The sequence below is a fragment of the Bradyrhizobium sp. USDA 4502 genome (assembly GCF_054063355.1).
This window is the reverse complement of sequence record NZ_JBSSGF010000001.1, coordinates 788,135-804,089: the sequence shown is the minus strand read 5'-3', so window position 1 is coordinate 804,089 and position 15,955 is coordinate 788,135. Positions and strand designations below refer to the sequence as shown.

At 61.5% G+C, this 15,955-nt stretch carries 7 protein-coding genes and 4 pseudogenes; 3 read left to right on the top strand and 8 right to left on the bottom strand.

Translation table 11 applies throughout. The features are described from left to right. Positions 1-52 precede the first annotated feature (52 nt). The gene (locus ACVW1B_RS03590) at positions 53-2,179 is read right to left on the bottom strand and encodes a ParB/RepB/Spo0J family partition protein (RefSeq protein ID WP_253603342.1); all 2,127 of its coding nucleotides are present in this window, start codon (positions 2,177-2,179) and stop codon (positions 53-55) included. Positions 2,180-2,602: 423 nt separating this feature from the next. Next, positions 2,603-3,796, bottom strand: coding sequence for a DUF932 domain-containing protein (locus tag ACVW1B_RS03585; protein WP_253587707.1), 1,194 nt, complete (start codon positions 3,794-3,796; stop codon positions 2,603-2,605). Between the two features lie 962 nt (positions 3,797-4,758). Here ACVW1B_RS03585 and ACVW1B_RS03580 point away from each other — a divergent pair. Continuing rightward, positions 4,759-5,138 (top strand): annotated as a pseudogene (locus tag ACVW1B_RS03580) (hypothetical protein). Between the two features lie 244 nt (positions 5,139-5,382). On the opposite strand, the gene ACVW1B_RS03575 reads toward ACVW1B_RS03580, so the two are convergent. Then, a complete protein-coding gene (locus ACVW1B_RS03575; protein ID WP_069279415.1) occupies positions 5,383-5,706 on the bottom strand; it encodes a DUF736 domain-containing protein in 324 nt (107 codons plus the stop codon). A 1,409-nt stretch (positions 5,707-7,115) separates the two neighbouring features. Continuing rightward, positions 7,116-8,058 (bottom strand): IS630 family transposase gene (locus ACVW1B_RS03570; RefSeq protein WP_141343507.1). Its coding sequence is split into 2 segments (ribosomal slippage): positions 7,116-7,718 and positions 7,720-8,058, totalling 942 coding nucleotides; the frame shifts between segments, so codons are not numbered across the junction. A gap of 221 nt (positions 8,059-8,279) precedes the next feature. Here ACVW1B_RS03570 and ACVW1B_RS03565 point away from each other — a divergent pair. Beyond that, positions 8,280-9,595 (top strand): annotated as a pseudogene (locus ACVW1B_RS03565) (DUF3422 family protein). 131 nt (positions 9,596-9,726) lie between these two features. Here ACVW1B_RS03565 and ACVW1B_RS03560 read toward each other — a convergent pair. Next, positions 9,727-10,052 (bottom strand): annotated as a pseudogene (locus ACVW1B_RS03560) (DUF736 domain-containing protein). Positions 10,053-10,652: 600 nt separating this feature from the next. Next, positions 10,653-10,835 carry a hypothetical protein gene (locus tag ACVW1B_RS03555; protein WP_069279412.1) on the bottom strand — a complete coding sequence of 61 codons (183 nt, stop codon included), beginning with the start codon at positions 10,833-10,835 and terminating at the stop codon, positions 10,653-10,655. A 146-nt stretch (positions 10,836-10,981) separates the two neighbouring features. Here ACVW1B_RS03555 and ACVW1B_RS03550 point away from each other — a divergent pair. Further along, positions 10,982-11,156: pseudogene (locus tag ACVW1B_RS03550) on the top strand (aminodeoxychorismate synthase component I); the annotation flags it as partial. 139 nt (positions 11,157-11,295) lie between these two features. Here the strand turns inward: ACVW1B_RS03550 and ACVW1B_RS03545 are convergent. Both ACVW1B_RS03545 and ACVW1B_RS03540 read right to left on the bottom strand, forming a co-directional pair. Next, positions 11,296-11,601, bottom strand: a complete 306-nt coding sequence (locus tag ACVW1B_RS03545; protein ID WP_141713586.1) for a hypothetical protein — start codon at positions 11,599-11,601, stop codon at positions 11,296-11,298. A gap of 83 nt (positions 11,602-11,684) precedes the next feature. Continuing rightward, entirely contained in the window at positions 11,685-15,188 is a 3,504-nt protein-coding gene (locus ACVW1B_RS03540) for a Ulp1 family isopeptidase (protein WP_253603348.1), read from the bottom strand. Positions 15,189-15,955 lie beyond the last annotated feature (767 nt).

Below are 15,955 nucleotides of genomic sequence, written 5' to 3'. Positions count from 1 at the left end.
AGGATTGCGATGGAAGGCGTGCGGGACGGCCTCAGGCCGTCCCGCGATAGCTTCATTCGGCGGCATCGAGCTGTGGTTCGGCGTCGTCGTCGCCCCCGTCCTCCTGCCCTTGGTTGGCGAGGAATTCGGGGAGCGGGCCAGCCTCCGCCTCCTGTTCCGTTGACGCGGCGGTGGCGTCGACAAGACGCAGGAGCTCCGGCAACCAGCCCGAACCATCGAGAAGACGCTCGGCCTCCTTGGCCATGTCGGTCTTCTTCAGGTGATCGATCAATTGCGCGGACGATTCACCTCGTGCCTCCCGCACCGCCTCCAGAATACGAGGCTTGGTGACGCGGCCGAGATAATTATCGACTGTCGGTCTCCAGCCGGATTGAACCATGTCGAGGCCGACGGCGCGTGCCAGCACATCGGCCTGGCGGAGCCGAGAGCTGAGGCCGTCGGCGGAGACACGGCCCTGATTGTAACGGTTGGCCGGCTCATGGACGGCGTTGACCGCAAATGACGCACAGTGAGCGAACAGGGATGCCTGTGCGGCACCGTCAAGGACCGTGAGCGCATCCCACAGGTCGTTCTCGCTCTTGGGCAGCTGCGCCCTCCAGGACTCGTGCCGGGCCTCAACGGCCTTGGCAGACGCGCTTTCCCTGAGCCCGGGGGCTTGAGCGGGAAAGGTCGGCGTGCGCAGTCCGATCTCCAGACACGTGCCGGACGATCCGTCACGGTAAAAGGCCGTCAGCACGAAATTGTGCAGCACCGCCTGGAACGCGATTGCCGGATTTTCTGCCAGCGCATTGCGCAATGCCAACGTACGATGCGCCGTCAGTTCGGTGATGAGCCGATCCGGCAATGGCCGTGCCACATCCTCATCGCCCTCCTCCGGCTCGCTCGATTCACCGGCGAGCGAAATCGTCGTGCGCTGAACGGACGCGCCGGGCTCCTGCCCTTGGGTCAAGGATGCATCGATACCTCGTTCGCCTTCGTCGACCACAGACGCCTCGTCCTCCGGTCGGAGATAACCCCGATTGACCGAAAGCCGCCCTTCGCCATCGATGCTGACGAAGACGCCCGCCCTGGCCATCTGGTCCGGCTCGAAGACGCCCGGCCGGTCGTTGAACGCTTCGAGCGTCTGCTCGAGTTCGCCGAGCCGCGCGTCCACCTCCTCGGGCAGTTCGTCCGCGCCTTCAAATCTCGTCTGAAGCACGTCGTATTCGGCCTGGAGAGCATCGAAGCGCGCCTGCTCCTCGGCGTTGAGAGCCTCCGGATCTGAGTCGAGCCGACGGAGGCCGTGGTCATGGCCGTAGGGAAAGCTGGCGGCGGTGACCTCGATCCACTTCCAGCCTTCGGCGGCGATCGTCTCGGCATCTGTCCGCAACTTCTCAGCCACCAGACGCTCCAGCAAAGCGACGTCCTCGAGCCAGCCGCCGCCATCTTCTTCGAACAGATCACGCAGCACCTTGCCGCCGGCCGCTTCATAGGCCGCGAGGCCGACAAATCGGACGCGCTTGTCGGATCCCCGCACCGCCCGCTCGGTCAGAAGACGCCTGATCTGATATGGTTCGTCGTAGCCCGACTTGCTGACGTTCTCCCAGACCTGTTCCTGTCGGGCGTGATCGTCGGTAACGGAGAACGCCATCAGCTGTTCGAGCGACATACCCTCGTCGGCGTAAATGTCGAGCAGCTTCGGGCAAACGGCCGCAAGCCGCAGCCGCTGCTTCACCACGTTGACCGAAACGAAGAAGATGGCGGCGATATCCTCCTCGGACCGCCCTTGCTCGTGCAGGGTGTGGAATGCCCGAAACTGGTCGAGGGGATGAAGCGCGACGCGGTGCACGTTCTCGGCGAGCGAGTCCTCTTCCGCGGTGACCTCGCTACCCATGTCACTGACGATGCAAGGGACTGGCGCCGTCTTTGCCAGACGCTTCTGCGCTATCAAAAGCTCAAGCACGCGATAACGGCGGCCGCCGGCCGGCACCTCGAACATGCCGGTTTCCTGGCCTTCACCGTCGAGTACGGGCCGGACGTTGAGACTTTGCAGCAGGGAGCGCCGAGCGATGTCCTCGGCGAGATCCTCGATCGAGATGCCGGCTTTGAGCCGCCGTACATTGTTCTGACTCAAGACGAGCTTGCTGAAGGGAATGTCGCGCGACGGCGACAGCTTGATCTTCTGAACGGCCTTTGCCATGTTAGTTTCTCCGAAAACGGGCGGCCGGGAGCCTCTCTCTCGGCCTCCAACCCGTTCGCAAACAGGCCCCCCTCCTCTCGCTCTCGCTGTTCCAACGAACGATGGCGATGATTGGCGGCTGCCGCGCTGTCGGAAAACTGGGTCGCGCCCTCGGATCTTCTTGGGTCTCGATCTCGGATGCGATCCGGATCGCCCCCTCGCTTTCGAAGCCGAGGTCGTGGAAGTGCTTCTCCATCGACGACCGGGGGACCATCACCCAGTTTGGGCTGAGACGTGGGCGACCGCTCTACCGCCCAAGCTCCGCCGCGGATCGTCGCCCGCGACGGACATGACCGTTTCCGCGAGAGGGCAGCGCGCGAACTCGCGAACCGACAAAGCGCAGACGGGCCGAGCCGGAGAGCGCAATCTCCGGCTCGGCCGAAACTACGCCACGCGGTCGAGCAACTTCTTGGCCTTGGCCTCCATGTCCAGGCGGACATCCTGGTGCGGCTTGTCGCGCGCGAGCGCGGTGATGCCTTGCACGAAATCGAAGATGCTTTCAGGCGGGCGGCCTTCCTCCACCAGCACCGCGCCGATCACCTTGCCTGCCTCGGCCCTGGAGAAGCCGCGGCGGCGCAGAAACTCGGTGCGATCCTCGTCGCTGCGTGCCACGATCCGCTCGCGGGCGGCTTTGATGCCGTTGACGAAGGGCATCGGTGAGGAGTTGGCGAAGCTTAGCAGTGCCGGGGCCGCCTCGTGAGCAAAGCGGGAGGCTGCGTATTTGGAATGACGGATGGTCATCTCCTCGAAATCTTCCACGCCCCACAGATTGCGATTTTGACAAACCGCACGAAGATAGAAGCTCGCCATGCCGAGCGTCTTCGCACCGACTTCCGAGTTCCAGCAATAGAAGCCCCGGAAATAGAGGTCGGGCGAGCCGTCCCGGAGACGACCGGCTTCGATCGGGTTCAGGTCATCGACCAGAAACAGGAAAACGTCCCTGTCCGATGCATAGAGGGTCGTCGTGTCCTTGGAAATATCGACGCGGGGATTGTAGATGCCACTTGACCAGTCGAGCACACCGGGGACCTTCCACCGTGTATCGCCTGTGCCATTGCCAGCGATGCGCTGTACGGCCTCAACCAGCTCGTGGTCGTAGATCCGGCCATAGTCGGGACCGGTGACGGCACGAAGCTCCACCCGGTTATCCTCGGTCTCGAGCGTCTTGATCTGCTCGGCCCGATTGGCGGTCAGGCCATATTGCAGGTTGATGGCTGCGAGGGCCGCGGGGAGCTGCCGCAGGTAGGCGGCCGGAGCGCCAACCTGGCTTGCAAGCTGGCCGAAGCTCCAGTGGGTCGGCGCGACTGGCCTGTCCGAGCCGGGCAGCATCAGGGCCAAGCGCTCGGGATCGGCACTTCTTGCCTCGACATGGATGAGCGCGCTTTCGACCACGCGCGTGCGGCTGCGGTCCGTGCGATCGCGCACCGTGCGGGCCAGGTCGTTGAGCGACAGATAACGTTCATCCGCCGGACGGCAGAACCACTCCGAGGACACCCGACCAACGCACTCGCCGCGGCTGACATCCACTTTGTAACCGCAGCTGGCGTTGCGGCCGGCATCAACAATCTGCGTATTCATGGGAGCAATCTCCATGACGGGCGCCGGAAGACTCTCCTCCGACCTTCAACCCATCATGGCCAGGGCCGCTCCCCTCTGCCTCTCCTATATCGTCAGTCCAACGCCCGCGGCCAAGACCCCAACCAGGACCCACGACATCCAGCCCCGCCGCAGCTTCCGTCAGGGATGGAAGCCCGCAGGGTGAAAACCCGGCGCAAGGCGGGGTTTCAGCGCCAGCCGACAGCCCGGTCCCGCAGGGAGACGGCAATAAACTCAGCCAACGCCTGCAAAGACATCTAACCGGAATCGAAGGCGGCTTGATAAAGCTGCTCGATCTTCGTGACTTCGTCTGGTGTCAACCGGGAGAATTCGTTGTCACGGGCGCCCTTTAGCAGCTGCCCTTCATCGAAGCTCCGCAAGGCGGGCTTCGCTGGGAAGATCCTGTTCGATGGTCCTCTGCACGCATGCGTACAGAAATTCCGCGTGCGGCGTTGCCTCGAAGAAGCGATAGAAGTCAGTTATCGTTCAAGATCTTAACGTTGCCGTGTGGGGTCGGCTCGCCTCAGGCGCGTGACGCGGCATGTAGATGCGCCATTTCCCTTGCATCAAGGATGCGGTGCTTTGTTCCGATAGCCGAAAGCACGCGTGGGACCGGGACAGCTGGCAGGCGTCAATCAGCGCTGCGCAGCTGGCGGCGATCGCGACCACTGGCAGCCTCAGATCATGAAAAACGCCCACCGGACCTGAAAACTTTGGTCGCATGGGCTCGATCCGTGAAAAACCTTCCCGATCGTGATTTCCGACCGCAATCTCACGAAAAAGCTTTCCCAAGGAAAAATATGCGGAAGATCCCACAAGCCACGATGCGCGACCCCGCCGGCGCCGGAAGCAGGGATGGCGCCATTTGTTGCAGGGGCGGGGCACCTCAAGCCAAAATGTAATCGTGCTACATAATCGTCGAATATGTAGCACGAAGATAACAAATGCCGACTCCTCATAATCCGCCGCCGTTCGACGAGCCATGCGCAAGCTTGGCGCTGACATCCACGACGCCCGCCGAGGCCGGCGGCTGCCGATGGCCGTCGTGGCCGAGCGCGCCTTCACGTCCCGTTCGACCCTGCAAAGAGTCGAAGCCGGCGATACCAATGTCAGCATTGGCATCTATGCCGGCGTCCTTCAGGCGCCTGGTCTGCTCGACGGTCTGAGCCAGATCGCCAACATCAGCAACGATCGCGTCGGACAGGCACTGGCCAGCGCCGAACTGCCCAAGCATGTCCATATCAAACGCAAGCCATCTTCAGGGAGCCTTTCGGACAAACACGAGAGGTCAAGTCGCCCTTCTAGGCTGCATGACATCCATTGATTGGGTCCGGCCCGCCGCGTTCGAAAGGCCCTGTTCCTTTATCGCCAGCCTCTGCCCCGACGAGCCTTGTCGGATGCACGGCACTCATACGCGCCGAAACCTGCGCTCGACCGGACGCGAATGCATCGCGCCAGATCGATCCGTGCATGCGAGTGGCCCATCCAGCGCCGAAGGGATTCTCGCTGGCGCGTGCATAAAAAAGAACCCCGCCCAAGACTGGGCGGGGCTTTGAAGGATCCGCGTCTCACTCGCCGTTCTTGCGCGGCCGCGACCACAGCAGCGTGTAGCCCTCGCCACCTTCGTCGTCGAACAGGTTCGCGTAGATCGGTGCGTTGAAGGAGGGATCGTCGAGCTTGAGCGAGAGGTAGTCGCGGCCCTCCTCGGAGCGCTTCGACCAGGCTGCGCCGATCTCGGCCCGGCCGACATAGACCCGGTGGCTCGGTGCATTCTCGCCGGAGCGGTTGGTTTCGGGGACGATCCGGACGCTCCTGGCCTGGAGCGAGAGGGTGACGATCTCGCCGGTGAGCTCGTTGTTGCCGGTCTTCTTGAAGGTGCCGATGGTCGCCATAGTGGTTCTCCTTGATCTGAAGTTTTCCGAGCCCGCACCTTGCGGCCTCGATGGTGATCGACAGGCCGGAGGCGATCGACGGCGCACCCCGAAGGGGCCTGACAGCAAAGGAGCAACTTTCTTGGCTCGCGCGAGGAATGACGGCGCAGCCGGCAGGGGAAGAAAGTTGTGACGCCGCTGTTGCGCCTTAGGCGGTCGAGGCGTCAGCCGTCCTTCGGGCAGATCACTCCATCAAGAGGCCGTTGGTGCGCTCGGCCTACAGAACTGACGTCAAGGAGAATGTGGCGAGTTCGACCGCACCGAGAGGCCGGCAAGTGAGTTCGATGGTGACACGCGCCCTCTCCCTTCAACAACGGTCGGATCTGGCGTCGTGATTACGCGTCGGCCGCGCGGCCCGTTCACATTTATTGTCGGCCGTATCTGTGATCCGCCGCTATTTGTCGATCGCTCACAACGATCGCCACGTATCTGCCCCCTGCGACATCGGTCGAGCCGCGACGCTCGCGCTGCTCTGAGTGACGCTTCAAAGACGAGGACGGCGAGCGCTCCAGCTGCGCGATCCAGTCAACCTCACTCGACGTGACGTTATCAGCCCATCGCCGAGCCTTGCCCCGCGGGTCCGGGCGCGGTCATTCGCAGGGCTCTGCATCGACAAATCCAACGAGAGCGTGGCCGCTCAAACAATGGCAGCGGCCGGGCGAGCGATCATCTTGCCGAAAACAGGCAATTCCCTATGGCCTGTGCCACGTGCGCATTCTGTCAGAATACAAGCGCGCGTCATGTCTGGAACCCGCCTCCGACTGTCTTCGAAAGCTACATTGCGTAAAAAAGACGCGAGAGTGCCCGTTCTATAGTGCTGGCCCAAATCCTGCACCGGCTCTCTGCGCCAGGAAGTTTGGCGATGGCAACAAGATGGGAGTCGAGTTTGGGCCTCGATCCGTCAATCGACAATGCGGTTGCCGCACCCGAGGTCGCTTGTGTGCACCACGCTGGGAGAACGGAAGACGTTCCTGCTTGCCACGACCTCGCGCGGCATCGGTCATGCCACCGGAAAACTGCTTTCAGAAGAGGGCCAGCGTATCTTCACTTGCACGCCGCATCCCTTCGGTGGCGGGCGATGTCGGTGGGATTCGGAGACAGACAACCATGTCCACGTAAATCTAGGCATTCGTCGGACGGCGCCGCGCGCCACCGCCAAGGTCGCGGAACGGCTTGCTGGCGCACCGCTACACCTATTGAGCCACAATGCCGGCATTTCGCCATAGACACCGGACCATACGTTGATGGTGTCATTCGAAAGCTGGATGAGGCTGCTTCATCTCAATCTGCCTAGGCCTGACCTTCCTCCCGCAAGACCTCTTTCCCGAGTTAAAGGCGGCCTCGCTAGAGCATTTTCCACATGATGTGGATCATCTGGTGTATCCAGCATGCCTAAAGTAGTTGGCACACATCTGCGGCGCAAACGACTTGACGAGTTTGCCGATGAGTTTGAGCAGGGCTTGGACCGTGCGGGTGGCGCCTTTGCGCAGCGCAGCTTTCAACCGGGAGAAGGCCTGTTCGATTGGATTGAGGTCGGGCGAGTAGGCCGGCAGATAACGCACGCGGGCGCCGACAGCCTCGATCGCCTCGCGGACACCGGCGATCTTGTGAGTGCGCAAGTTGTCCATGAAGACGATGTCGCCCTTGCGCAAGGTCGGCGCCAGGACTTGCTCGACATAAGCCAGGAACGAGGGCCCATCCATTGCACCGTCGATGACATAGGGCGCCGTGAGGCCATCGATGCGCAGCGCGGCGACAAGCGTCAGCGTCTTCCAGTGACCATGGGGCACGCCAGAGACGAGGCGCTCACCGCGAGGAGAGCGCCCATAGTGCCGGACCATCTTCGTCGTGACCGCAGTCTCGTCGATAAAGATGAGGCGCGGTGCACGCAGCTTGGGCTGCTCGGCTTTCAGCGCGGCACGCTCGGCAGCGACGTCAGGTCGATCCTGCTCGGCGGCGTGCAGTGTTTTTTTTGAAGGTGATGCTGTGACGGTCGAAGAAACGCCAGATCGAACCGATGCCGGCCTTTTGCTTTCTCTGAGAGCGCAGACGCGCGCGGATCTCCTCGAGCGTCAGGTCCGGCTCCGCGGCGATCAGCTCGATCAGCCACTGCTTGTGCTGCTCCAACGGCGAGCGGCTGTGCCCGGTGCCGGGCTTGGCCTCAACGTTTCCGGTCTTCCTCCAACGATCCATCCATCGGATCGTAGTCGAAGCGCCGAGATTGAGAATGCGCGCAGCCTCACGTGCGCTTTCGCCGGACTCAACAAGCTCAACCGCACGCACCCTGAGGTCCTTGGAGTATCCCTTCGCCATCGCATGCCCCGCATGTTGTCGCGGGCAACACCGAATCTGATTTGCGTGCCCGTGGGAATCCCCTTTGACTATTCCGATTCACCTCAACTGGAAACCGCTCTAGTGATCGTCGAATGACTCGATCAGCAACCTAGCCGCGCGCAACCGTTTCCCAGCACCGCCATTGCCTCCCGCGTCAAGGCTGACAGTTGCCTGCTCACCCTGAAGCGAGGCGTCAATACATGATCGATGAACTGGACCTACGAACCTTCACGCCACATCCGCAACGCGACGCTGTGCTCGGCGAAGTGCACGCGCGCCCTTTCACGCGCCTTGTTTCGCCCTTCAGCGTGATCCACTTCGCTTTTCTTGCACAGGGCGAGGCGGCCACAAGCGATCGCTGCCGCTTTATCGATTTTTGCGTCGAGCGCAATCTTACGCCGCCTGAGCAATCGGCGAAACTTCATCAAATTGTCATCGGGCCCGCTACGCTGGGAGCAGCATTCAGAATTTACAACATTCACCTGGATCTGGACTAACGCAAATTGTTCTGCCGCAGACCAATTTGACAAAGTTGATGGTACCGTCCGATCGCTGATCCGCGCGTTGCGTCAGACCGGGCAGTTGCTGGTCGCGATCAGGCTAGAAGTGGAGCAGGACGCCTCGCCGACCAGGCGGGCCGAACAGATTTTTGACAAGAACAGCCTGGCCATGGTTGCCACAAAGAGCGGCGCAGGCGTTGCGGCCTCAGACTTCCGCGTAGACGAAAAAGGCTTCACGAAAATCCTCGTCTGCGACCTCGGGTTGACGTCGCACGATCTCGGAGCGCTGGTGCAACGGCTCCTGGAAATCGAGACCTACCGTCCATTGGCGCTGCTTGGGCTGTCGGCGGCCCTTTTGCACCATCTGTTGATCGCATCGACCGCCGTCTTGTTGAGGCGCTCGAGAAAATGCAAAGCGGTGAGGGGCTGCAGTTCAACAACCATCTGCTTGCCGAGCTGACGGCGCTGGCCGCATCCTTCGAAAGAGGCGCGACCGGCAGCCTGTTTCGCTTCGGCGCCAGCAGGGCCTAAAACGAGCTGGTCCAATCGCGACTATCCATCATTGAAGGCAATGATGTCTCGGGCTATCCAACCTGTCGTCGTTTCTGGCGCGCCGCATGGCGCCGGCGATGCGAACCTGCGCGACTGTGGAGGATCGTCAGGCGACTCTGTCGGTCAAGCTCTCTCGTGCCGCCGATCTGTTGCGAACCCGGGTCGACGTCGAAATCGAACGACAGAACCGTGACCTGTTGCAGGCTATCAACGAGCGCGCGAGACAGCAACTTCGGCTGCAGTGCACGGTCGAAGGATTGTCGGTCGGGGCGATAGGATATTATGTGGTCAGCCTGTTTAGCTATCTAGCCAAGGGCGCGCATGATGTCGGACTGCGAGTAGAGCCCTCGTTCCTGACCGCAGCCTTCGTGCCGATCGCGCTCGGCGTGATCTGGCTGGTGAGTTACAATGTCCGAAAGCGACACCTCAAGCACGACGACGCGCCCTCGGTTACTTGCGACTAAAGCTCCTTGAGGGAATCGGTGCGTCCGTCCTGCGAAGCTCGCATGGTCGCGGTGCGACGCTGCCGCGCGGCCGGCTCCTGCGCAAGGTAATGCCCCGCCCGGACGAGCCGGGCGAGGCAGTGTAGGCCGGGTCAGTCGCCGTTGCGACGGCTGGGGCGGGACCAGATCAAGCTGAAACCCTCACCTTCCTCGTCGGCGAAGAGGTTGACGAAGATCGGGGCGGTGAAGCTCGGATCGTCGAGCTTGAGGCTCAGATAGTCGCGGCCCTCGTTGGAGCGCTTGGACCAGCCGGCCCCGATCTCAACTCGCCGACATAGACCCCGTGGCTCGGTGCGTTGTCGCCGGCGCGGTTGGTTTCGGGGACGATCCGGACGTTCCTGGCCTGGAGTGAGAGGGTGACGATTTCGCCGGTGAGCTCGTTGCTGCCGGTCTTCTTGAAGGTGCCGATGGTCGCCATGGTAGTTCTCCTTGATCTGAAGTTTTCCGAGCCCGCACCTTGCGGCCTCGATGGTGATCGACAGGCCGGAGGCGATCGACGGCGCACCCCGAAGGGGCCTGACAGCAAAGCAGCAACTTTCTTGGCTCGCGCGAGGAATGACGGCGCAGGCGGCAGGGGAAGAAAGTTGTGACGCCGCTGTTGCGCCTTAGGCGGTCGAGGCGCAGCCGCCCTTCGGGCAGATCAATCCATCGAAGAGGCCGTTTCGTGCGCTCGGCCTACAGAACTGACGTCAAGGAGAACGTGGCGATCTTCGAGTCCACCGAGAGTCCGGCAGTGAGTTCACTGGCGATCAGGCATCCTCTCCCTTCAACAACGGTCGGATCTGGCTTTTGTGATCAAGCTCGGCTGCATGCCTCACTCACGCCTGTCGTCGGCCGTATCCTTGAGACGCCACCGTTTGGTCCATGCCTTCAAAACGACTGCCACGAAGCCGGTCTCTCTGCGATGATCGGCCGAGCCTGGATGCCCGCACGACTCTCCGTTCAATTTCGACGATGAGGAGCGCGAGTACGCTGGAGGCCTTGTCCAGTCCCGCCGCAATCGATGTCACGCTATCAGTCACAGCAATAATAGCCCAGCAGGTCCGGACGCGGCCATTCCTGTGAAGCGAACAAACGCCGTGATGCTGACGGCAACGGCGCCGACGACGGCAAATATCGCCTGCCAGATCGGTGAAGGCATCGCCATCATGGCGATTCCGTGCGTGGCGCTATAACCGGCGAGGGTCGCGGGCAGGTGCATTCGGCGACTCGGAGACCTAAGCGCGCGATTTCAACTGCCCGCAGCAGATCAGTTCGTGAGGAAAAACAAATCGTTTCGCTCCGGCGAAGTCCGGCGAAGGCCGCCTTGCGCGGAGTGACGGAGATTGAAGACATAGGCGTATAACTGGGCACATGGACACGGACATTGCAATCCGCACCGTGACGATCGACGACGGACTGGCTATGTTTCATGCGGGGGCAATAACGGCGATGTAGAATCCAGAAGCCGAAAGTGGGAGACGCTTGCCAAGGCACAGCGACTGTTCGATGACTTGGTGCCGATCTATCTGGTGCAGTTTGATCTTCCATCGCAAGCCTCCCCATCGGCATCCGATCCACTCCTTCCAAAAGCCGAAAGAAGGGGCCGCTTCATCCCGGGCGATTTCATCCCGGAACGGTGGGCGATTTCATTTCGGGATCGTGAGCGATTTCGAGCGGAATCAGCATTCCGGCAGACTGTTGTCCTCGTGAACCGCCTCCGCCCCGGCAGGGTCTTCCCGGAGAAATCCCGGCACTGGCTGACGTCGGTTGAAGAACGTGCCGGATCCGGCAAAGTCTAGCCGGCCTGCAGTCAAGGCCACTTGACTACCGCGGTCCGGCCAATCGACTTGTTTCTCAGCCAGCTTGCCAACAGGATTTGAAGAGCGCGCATCTCGAACTGCGGACCGGCCGATTTGCAAAGCGGAGGCGATGTCGTCTTCGTCCTGATACCGCAGCTCACCACAGACGGTCCGCCAGGTCGCCAAGAGCCGGTCCAGCCAGCTCTACCAGCCGAAGGCCCCGCATGGGACGCGCCGAGTCGCCGGGCGCGTCCCTCAGCCAGCCGCGTTCAGCCGCTCAGACGGATTTGCAGTGCCTGCCGATCGACGACGAGGTTCTTGAGGTTCAGGTCTGGCTGCGGACTTGCGGCCAATCGACTGACCAGCGCCCGGGTGCCATCAACCACGAAGACGCCGCAGTCGTAGTCATTCCTCTGCTGGCTTATGGGAGCGTCTTGCAGATTGGCCCCGACTCGTTCAGCGAGCATTGCTGCGGGTCTGTCATTGTACCTTAGAGCGGAGTCATAGTGATAGGCAACCGACCGGCCTCGATCGCGGCGATCCACCAGCAACAACGACCAATGGGAGCCGCGGCGATTGAGGTCCGTAGCACTGGCATCATTCACCGGCAAGAACAGGAAGTCGGCTGTATCGTTACCATTCCGATCATTGACAATGCGATGGAATGCGCGGAGGGCGTCGACGTTGGTCCCCTGACCCACCTGAAAGGCTATGAGAGGATCCACGAACCGAGTCCGGGCGGCGAGATCTGGATCGTTCCCTCGCAACTGCTGCGCCAGGAGCTCGTAGTCCCGCTGGATATGCTCGTCGCCCAGCCATTGCCTGGCTCCGAGAACCCGTCCGCTGCGGTCCCCGGAAGAAGCACTCGTAGCCAAAGCGCCGATCCGAGCATCCAAAGCCGAGAATGGGCGAGGATGATGGATAAATTGAGCCTCGCGGCGCCCTGCCGCGCCCAACCTGATCGAGTACATTTCACCGTGGATAGCGATCGGCTGTGCGACAACGTACGGACTCGGCAACAGCATTCTGTTGTCCAGCACGTCGAGCAGGAAATCCGCCACCGGCTGGGAGCCATGCTGCCAGTCCTGGCCGACCAGATATCCGATATCCTCTAGCTCGCGAGGCTCGCCCGATGGCCCAATGACGAATGGCGGTCTACCGGCCGGGCTAAGCACTGGTGCCGATTGAGCATCATCACGCGTCTCCTGCGGTGTGGACGGCAGATCAACGAAAGACTCGAGACCTCGGTAGATGTCTGACGACCGAGCTGGCGCACCTGATTGCGCGCTGAAGAGCGGCGGTCTGGCGGCGGCCCTACCCGCCGGCGCAGACTGGGCATCGTCACGCACCTCCTGCGGTGTGGACGGCAGATCAACGAAAGACTCAAGACCTCGGTAGATGTCTGACGACCGAGCTAGCGCACCTGATTGCGTGCTGAAGAGCGGCGGTCTGGCGGCGGCCCTACCCGCCGGCGCAGACTGGGCATCGTCACGCACCTCCCGCGGTGTGGACGGCAGATCAACGAAAGACTCAAGACCTCGGTAGATGTCTGACGATCGAGCTGGCGCGCCTGATTGCCCAATGGAAAGCCGCGGTCTGGCCGCGGCGCTCCCCGCCGGCGCAGACAGGGCGTCATCACGTACCGCCTGCGGCGTCAATGGCAGATCAACGAAAGAGTCAAGACCGCGGTGGATGTCTGACGACCGAGCTGGCGAGCCTGATTGGCCGGCGAAGAGCGGGGGTCTGGCGGCGGCCCTAAATACCGGCGCAGACTGAGCATCATCACGTGCCTCATGCGGCATCGACGACAGATCAACCAGAGAGCCAAGACCGCGGTAGATGTCTGACGACCGAGCTGGCGCGCGTTCCGGCGCCGACCTCTCACTCGGGTCGAAGTCGGACGGCGCCCCCGGCGACCACGATGAGTTCGCCTCGGCAAGCTGCGGCTCGCGAGTTGATTGCCTTGGGAAGGCGACACCTAGCGCCCTGTTTGCCTCGACGACTTGCACGTACTGCGCAAGCCTCTGGAAGCCAATGCCAATATTCCCATTGGCTTTCGTGAACTCCTGGTAATCTTCGTCCAACGACCGTTGCTGATACAAATCGCCGTTGATTCGGCTCGCGAAGCTCTCCCTGCCGGTTGTTCGCAGCCAATCACTGAACCTTCGTTGCGCCGAAGCAGTATTGCGGATGGTCTTGGGAGCGGGCCCGGATCCGAGCTTGCTCTGCTCTTCCTCGACCAAGCCATCGATGATGTCGGCGTCGTCGTCATAAGGATGCAGCCGGGGTCGGGGCTCGCCCCCCGGGTGCTGTCGAAGCTTGTTGATACCCAAGCCAATATACGGTTGGCCAATGGCTCGCTTGAACTCCGAAATATCTTTCTCCAGTTGCTTTTTCTGCTGCTCATTGCCGTTGAGTCGGCTCGCTATGCTGTCCTTGCCCTCTCTTTTCAGCCACTCACTAAGCTTGCGCCGATTACTCGCCATCGCAATGATAGGCTTCCTCTCTTTGGGAGTTGCTGCCGGTCCAAGCCTACGCAAGGCCTCGTTAGTAGCCTCGTCAATGAGGTCGGCATCACTCTCATAAGCGCTCAAGGTACGGCGCCCCATGACGCGGGGCCCAGGTCCGAGCGTTTCGAACCCTGCCCCGTCGGGCTGAAGCCTTCGGAGATGATTGAGGGCCGTAAAGAGGCGGCCCTTGGGGTCATTCTCCTCGCAGTATGCCATCATGTCTTCGGCTATTTCATCGCTTCGAAACCGAGAAGTCAGGGACGCCTTCTGATTGGCCGTAAGCCACTCAGCAAAGGCCTTAAGAACCTGCGTATGAGGCCTGATGGTTTCGTTGGGCACCTCGTGCGCTCGGGCTGCTGCAGCGAACTGGTGAATGAGCAGCGCGTCTCCGGTACAAGAAGGCGGCGGAGGTGGCGCTGGAGGCCGAGGCAACAACTCGCCGGCGCGGAACTTCCGAAGCGCTTCCAACGCAGCACGCACTCGCTTGATGCCCCCTGCCTTCACAAATTCATCCACGTGGACGTTCAACTGATCAGGGTCTTCAACCAGACCGGCCAGCGTCAGGTTTCTGGGGTTGAGGAACTCGCTGAGCCGGCTCAGCTGCACAACCATCCTCTGAACGGTGCTGGAAGCATAACTTCCTACGGCTGCGCGCGCGAACTCGGAAATGAGGGCCGCGTCCTCTTCGGACGCACGGGCACGCTTATAGGCGTAGATTCGAAGCTCTGAAGTGACTGCATCCGACGCGATGTCGCCCAACGGCTTTTCACCGCGATTTCCTCCGAACACTTTGCCAAGCCTCGATTTAACCCGAGAAAGCAGTCCACGCCCTTTGCTATCCTTCGCGCGCGCTGCAGGATTCGATTCCGATGACGCTGCGTCGCGCACCTTACCAAACGCCCCGGCACCCAAGTCGGATGGAGATCCTGGCACAGCCGCACCAAAGTGAGCGCGAGGAATGTCAACACTGCGCCGCGTACTGCTGAACCGATTGTCCTGTGGGTCGGATTGCGGCACCATCCGCATCGAACCGCCGAGGCCGATGCGCTGGATGCTTCCATGCACCTCTGCCGGTCGAGTGTCGGGCGAACTCGGCTCGGCGGAGCTCTCCTCCGATGAGCTGAGCTGCAGATGGCTCAGCTGCTGCTCAAACCCGGCTTGGTCCGCCGGCGCGTCGTCCGACTCCTGCCTCGCACGCAGCAGCTCATGCTGCTCAGCGTACCAATTGCTCCAATAGTTCGGATCGCTATAGTTCGCTTCCAACGCTACTCTCCTTGGATCAGATGAATCTTCATGGCTGCCAGAACTATCTTCGAGCGCACTCTCGACCGAGGCGCAGAAAGCCGATGCCAGGCTTGACAACCAGAACGGTCGCCGCACGCACGTCCTGGTTCACGCATTAGCATTACTCCCACCAGCCCAGCTGGTACCTGCCGCAGAACAACTCGTTCACCCCACCCGGCAAGTCACGCCTGGAGCCAATGCGCAGCCGTGCGACGATCCCGCTCAGTGAAAGCCCGAGACACTTGTGGGCCTGCCCTCACGACGAGCCGAAAGACAGCGCAAGACAGATAGTTGCGGCACCCGAACGCAACAGCATGCGGGACATCAGGATAGAACCTGCCCGCCGCATCGTGCGAAGATGATGCCCCGATTGGTGTCCAAATGCACGTCCCGTTCCAGTTTAAATTCTTCAATTGACGTCCTTCGCATTCGGCACGAGCCGCTTCGGAGAGCATCCGCAGCAGCAAAATTTCGTGCATATCTCAGAACTCGCGACATTGACACCGTTCCTTGCGATCAAGTCCCTTCCGGGGGTCGCCCCGCTTGTACGATCAATACTGTACAACCTGACGCTACGTTGGCTTCAAGCCCTTTTGGCGATGGTCGTAATGAGGCTCGTGCGGGTTGGCGCATGAGGTCTACGTTGCGCTGTGCAAAGCGATCCATCGCTCTTGTCCGCATTTCCAAGCGAGTGCGAAGGCGCTCCATCGCATCGTCGATGATCGCGGAGATCATGAGGCGGCTTC

Excerpts from the sequence above, each read along its gene's own strand:
- ACVW1B_RS03590 (WP_253603342.1), bottom strand. The coding sequence starts at position 2,179 with ATGGCAAAGGCCGTTCAGAAGATCAAGCTGTCGCCGTCGCGCGACATT.
- ACVW1B_RS03585 (WP_253587707.1), bottom strand. The coding sequence starts at position 3,796 with ATGAATACGCAGATTGTTGATGCCGGCCGCAACGCCAGCTGCGGTTAC.
- ACVW1B_RS03575 (WP_069279415.1), bottom strand. The coding sequence starts at position 5,706 with ATGGCGACCATCGGCACCTTCAAGAAGACCGGCAACAACGAGCTCACC.
- ACVW1B_RS03555 (WP_069279412.1), bottom strand. The coding sequence starts at position 10,835 with ATGCACCTGCCCGCGACCCTCGCCGGTTATAGCGCCACGCACGGAATC.